We start from the raw sequence: 5431 nt of genomic DNA on the forward strand, positions 1-5431 counted from the left end.
CGCACACGTCGCGGCGGGCGCGCGTGCGCCGCAGGAAGCCGGCCGCCAGGCGGTGGCTGCCGGCGGCCCGCATGCCGTGGCCCAGTTCGAGCACGAGTTGCGTCTCGACGTCCGCCGGGAGGTCGCGGCGCAGGATCACCTCCGCGAGGCGGCCGGCCTCGGTGGGCCGTCCCGCCCCGGCCAGCAGGCGCAGCGCACGGGCCAGCGCCCGCGGCGCCTCGGCGGACCTGTTCTCCAGGTGGGACACGGCCTCCGCCACCACCTCGTCGCACCCGCACCGGCCGGAGCGCGGCGCCGGCCCGGCCGCCGCGACGGGCACTGCCGCCTCCGGCGCGGAGCGGGCGACACGTACGCCAGCGGGGGAGTGGGGCGGACCGAGCCGCCCGCGCGGGGCCGGGCCGTCCGCCACGTCGCCCGCCGCCGGCGCGGTGGCGGGCTCGGCGCGCTCCGGTCGCGGGTACGCGGCGTGCCGAAGCGCCTCGCCGACGACCTGGTGGGCGAAGGTCAGCTCCGCGCCGTCGCGCCGCAGCAGCCCGACCCGTACCGCCTCGTCGATCGCGGCGGACACGTCGGCGGCCGGCCCGTCGAGCAGGCCCGTCACCCGGTCGGCGGGGAACGTGTGGCCGAGCCGGCCGGCGGCCGCGAGCAGGCGCCGCAGCGGGGGCGGCATCTCCTCCAGCAGCCCGTGGACGGCGGTGAGGACACCGTCGGGCAGCCCGTCGGACACCACCGACGCGGCGCCGTCCACGATGATCATCTGGCCGGCCTTGATGAACGCGCTGAACACGGTCTCCATCACCTTCGGGTTGCCGCCGCAGCGGGCCGCCCAGCGCAGGACGGAGGCGTCCGGCCGGGCGCCGAGGATGCCGGCGCACAGGTCGGCCACCGCCTCCTCGCCCGGCTCGCGCAGCCGTACCCGTACCGCGACGTGCTCGGCCAGCCAGTCGACGGCGTGCTGGGCGATCGACCCGGCGGCGACCGGCCGTCGGGCCAGCAGCCAGAGCACCGGCGAGGACGCCAGCCGCGGCACGAGTCCGCGCAGGGCGAGGGCGCTGACGTCGTCGATGCGCTGGGCGTCGTCCAGGGCGACCACGAGCGGACGCCGGCGCGCCGCGACCTCGACCAGATCGCCGACCCGGTCGATCAGCCAGAACGGGTTGGCGCCCGGGACGGCGAGCTGCTCGACCGCCGCTTCGCCGGGCATCGCGTGGCGCAGGAAATTGACCAGCAGGTGAACGGGCACCGGCTGGTCCGTGACGCTTGCCCGCCCGGCCACCACTGTCAGCCCGCGGGCTGCCGCCTCCAGGCCGGTGACCTTCAGCAGGTGGGTCTTGCCGATGCCGAACGGCCCGTCGACCACGACGCAGCCGCCGGAACCCCGCACGGTGGCGTCGAGCAGTTCCCCCAATGAGGACAATTCCCGCTTGCGCCCCGCCATGCGATTCATGATGACCATCCCGTTTTCCCTCTGCTGAATCGTCCGACGCGCGCCGCGAGTCGAGGTCCTCGGGCGTTCGACCGTCCGTTCTGGACAGTTGAACGCCGGATCGGTGCGGGCTACTCAGTTATACGGGATCTGCGGCCGTTCGTCGGCGACGTCGCTGGCAGCGCCCACTACTCGCGTGAGTAGTGGGCACGGTGACGGAGCGCGATTACTGTCAGGCCATGCCGGAATCGGCATGCCGGCGCGGACGAAATGGCGGCGCCGATGGGGAGATCGGCGTCGTTTCCGCGCCGGCGCGACCGTCCGGAACGGAATCGACTGATCGCGGCTCGACGTGACTGGTCCAGCGAATCCAGGGGAGTCCGAGATGCGTGAGTGTAATGGTGAATGCCGCCTCGATCGGGAGACCCGGGCATGACCGTCGGACATCTCGGGACGGTCACCGACTCGGCGCCCGTCGACGCCGCGCTGCGGGACTTCTTCGCCGAGCGCCGCGCCGAGGCCCGCGAGCTGGGCGACGACTTCGCGGCCCTGGTCGCCGAGCTGGAGAGCTACGTGCTGCGGGGCGGCAAGCGCATCCGGCCCGCCTTCGCCTGGCTGGGCTGGATCGGCGCCGGCGGCGACCCGGAGGACCCGGTGGCCGGCGCGGTGCTGAACGCCTGCGCCGGGTTCGAGCTGCTGCACGCGTCCGGCCTGATCCACGACGACATCATCGACGCGTCCCAGACCCGCCGCGGCCATCCCGCCGCGCATGTCGCGTACGCCGAACGGCACCGGGCGCGGCGCTTCTCCGGTGACCCGGGCACGTTCGGCACCGGCACCGCCATCCTGATCGGAGACCTGGTCCTGATCTGGGCCGACGTCCTGGTCCGCGCCTCCGGCCTGCCGGCCGACGCGCACGTGCGGGTCTCGCCGGTATGGTCGGCGGTGCGCTCCGAGGTCATGTACGGCCAGCTGCTCGACCTGATCAGCCAGGTCAGCCGGAGCGAGGACGTCGACGCGGCGCTGCGCATCAACCAGTACAAGACCGCCTCGTACACGGTGGAGCGCCCACTGCAGTTCGGCGCCGCGATCGCCGGCGCGGACGACGACCTCTTCGCCGCCTACCGCGCCTTCGGCGCCGACGTCGGCATCGCGTTCCAGCTCCGCGACGACCTGCTCGGCGTGTTCGGCGACCCGGTGGTGACGGGCAAGCCGTCCGGCGACGACCTGCGGGAGGGCAAGCGGACGGTCCTGCTCGCCACGGCGCTCAAGCGCGCCGACGAACGGGACCCGGACGCGGCGGCCTACCTGCGGGCCAAGGTCGGCACCGACCTCGCCGACGAGGAGATCGCCCGCATCCGTGGCATCTTCCGCGACGTCGGCGCGGTCGAGGAGATCGAGCGGCAGATCTCGCTGCGCACCGACCGGGCGCTGGCCGCGCTGGAGGCCAGCAGCGCCACCGCCCCCGCGAAACATCAGCTCGCCGACATGGCGATCAAGGCCACCCAGCGGGCCCAGTGATGTCCACGGAACCGGTGACCGTCGTCGCCCGCCGCGTCCTCGACGACAGGGGTGACGGAGCGGTCCGCCTCGGCGCCGGCCGCGCCCACGGCAAGGCCATCCTGCTGGGCGAGCACGCCGTCGTGTACGGCGCGCCGGCGCTCGCCGTCCCGGTGCCGCAACTGACCGCCGTGGCGAAGGCGCGCCGGGTCGGCGGCGACGGCCCGGACGAGATCTCGTTCGCCATCGCCGGGCTGGAGAGCCCGGAGGTGACGTCGCTGCCGACGGACGGTCTGCAGCACCTGGTGACGGAGTTCCGGCAGCGGGCCGCCGTCACCGAGCCGATGCGCGTCGACGTGCTCGTGGACTGCGCGATCCCGCAGGGCCGGGGGCTCGGGTCGAGCGCCGCCTGCGCCCGCGCCGCGGAGCTGGCCCTCGCGGACGCGTTCGACCGCCGTCTCGACGCCGGCACGGTGTTCGATCTGGTGCAGGCCTCGGAGAACGTGGCGCACGGCCGGGCCAGCGGCATCGACGCGCTGGCCACCGGCGCGACCGCGCCGCTGATCTTCCGCGACGGCGTCGGCCGGGAACTGCCGGTCGCCATGGCGGGCTCCGCGCGGCTGTCCGACCCGGCCGGGTTCGACGCGGTGCTCGTCATCGCGGACAGCGGCGTCAGCGGCAGCACCAGGGACGCGGTGGAGTTGCTGCGTGGCGCCTTCGAACGCTCCCCGCGCACGCGCGACGAGTTCGTCAGCCGGGTCACCAGCCTGACCGAGGCGGCGGCGCACGACCTGCTCCAGGGCCGGGTCGCCGACTTCGGCGCGCGGCTGACCGAGAACCACCGGCTGTTGCGTGACGTGGGGGTCAGCACCGACCGGATCGACCGGATGGTCGACGCCGTGCTCGCCGCGGGCAGCCCGGGCGCCAAGATCAGTGGCGGTGGGCTGGGCGGCTGCATGATCGCGCTGGCCGGGGACCGCCGGGAGTCCGCGGCGGTGGTGCGCGGCGTCCGGCAGGCGGGCGCCGTCCGCACCTGGGTCGTCCCGATGGGGAGGTTCGCCGGCCATGACGACTGACCACCGGACGCAGCAGTCCACGCCGGCGCTGGACCGGCGGGCGACCGCGGTGGCCCATCCGAACATCGCACTGATCAAGTACTGGGGCAAGCGCGACGAGCAGCTCATGATCCCGTACGCCGACAGCCTGTCGATGACGCTCGACATCTTCCCGACCACCACCACCGTCCGGATCGACAGCGGCGCGCCGGCCGACGAGGTGGTCCTCGACGGCTCACCCGCCGGCGGCGAGCGGCGACAGCGCGTCGTCGCCTTCCTGGACCTGCTGCGGCAACTGGCGGGGCGCACGGAACGGGCCCACGTCGACACCCGCAACTCCGTACCGACCGGCGCCGGCCTGGCGTCCTCGGCGAGCGGATTCGCCGCCCTCGCGCTCGCCGGCGCCGCCGCGTACGGCCTCGACCTGGACGCCACCGCGCTGTCCCGGCTGGCCCGGCGGGGGTCCGTGTCGGCCTCCCGGTCGGTCTTCGGCGGCTTCGCGATCTGCCACGCGGGCCCCGGCGCCGGGGCCGCCGCGGACCTCGGCTCCTACGCCGAGCCGGTGCCGGTCGCGCCGTTCGACGTCGTGCTGGTGGTCGCCATCGTCGACGCCGGGCCGAAGGCGGTGTCGAGCCGTGAGGGGATGCGGCGGACGGTCCGGACCTCGCCGCTCTATCCGTCGTGGGTGGCCTCCGGCCGGGCCGACCTGGCCGAGATGCGGACCGCGCTGCTGCGGGGCGACCTGGACGCCGTCGGCGAGATCGCCGAACGCAACGCCCTCGGCATGCACGCCACCATGCTGGCGGCCCGGCCGGCGGTGCGCTACCTGGCGCCGGTCACGGTGGCCGTGCTCGACAGCGTGCTGCGCCTGCGCGCCGACGGTGTGGGCGCCTACGCCACGATGGACGCGGGACCGAACGTCAAGGTGCTCTGCCGCCGTGCCGACGCCGACCGGGTGGCCGGCACCCTGCGCGACGCCGCGCCGGGCTGCGCCGTGGTCGTCGCCGGACCGGGGCCGGCGGCCCGGCCGGACCCGGGCGGCCGGCCGTGACCGGTCCGGGCGTCGTGCGCCGCCACGCGCCGGGCAAGCTGTTCATCGCCGGTGAGTACGCGGTGCTGGAGCCGGGTCACCCGGCGCTGCTGGTGGCTGTCGACAGGGGAGTGGACGTCACCGTCTCCGGCGCCGACACCCACCTCGTGGTCGACTCCGACCTCCGCCCGGACCGGGCGCGCCTGCGGTGGCAGGGCGGCCGGCTCGTCGCCGCGGACGACGGGCAGCCGGCGCCCGCCGACCTCGGCGCCGTGACCTCGGCGATCGAGGTGGTCGGTGAACTCCTGGCCGGGCGCGGACTGCGCCCGCTGCCGATGCGGGTGGCGATCAGCAGCCGGCTGCACCGGGCCGGGACGAAGTTCGGGCTCGGGTCGAGCGGGGCGGTGAGCGTCGCCACGG

General features: G+C 75.2%; 4 protein-coding genes and 1 pseudogene. 4 read left to right on the forward strand and 1 reads right to left on the reverse strand.

Going from position 1 to position 5431, the window contains the following annotated elements:
- Window positions 1-1438: AAA family ATPase (locus KBX39_RS33870; RefSeq protein WP_210872233.1), on the reverse strand; the 1438-nt coding region annotated here is incomplete at its 3' end.
- A gap of 420 nt (window positions 1439-1858) precedes the next feature.
- Between KBX39_RS33870 and KBX39_RS21735 the strand changes: the two genes are divergently transcribed.
- The 4 genes and pseudogenes from KBX39_RS21735 to KBX39_RS33505 form a co-directional block, all read left to right on the forward strand.
- Window positions 1859-2947 (forward strand): polyprenyl synthetase family protein, encoded by a 1089-nt coding sequence (locus tag KBX39_RS21735; RefSeq protein WP_247660439.1) that lies wholly within the window; start codon window positions 1859-1861, stop codon window positions 2945-2947.
- Window positions 2947-4002 (forward strand): mevalonate kinase, encoded by a 1056-nt coding sequence (gene mvk, locus KBX39_RS21740; RefSeq protein ID WP_210872235.1) that lies wholly within the window; start codon window positions 2947-2949, stop codon window positions 4000-4002. The genes KBX39_RS21735 and mvk overlap by 1 nt, the downstream gene beginning before the upstream one ends.
- Window positions 3992-5032: a diphosphomevalonate decarboxylase gene (gene mvaD / locus KBX39_RS21745; protein ID WP_247660440.1), complete on the forward strand. Its 1041-nt coding sequence runs from the start codon at window positions 3992-3994 to the stop codon at window positions 5030-5032. Before mvk ends, mvaD begins: the two co-directional genes overlap by 11 nt.
- Window positions 5029-5431: pseudogene (locus tag KBX39_RS33505) on the forward strand (hypothetical protein); the annotation flags it as partial. The gene mvaD and the pseudogene KBX39_RS33505, both read left to right, overlap by 4 nt.

The organism is Micromonospora sp. D75, from assembly GCF_018070405.1.
GTDB classification, from domain to species: Bacteria; Actinomycetota; Actinomycetes; order Mycobacteriales; family Micromonosporaceae; genus Micromonospora; species Micromonospora chalcea.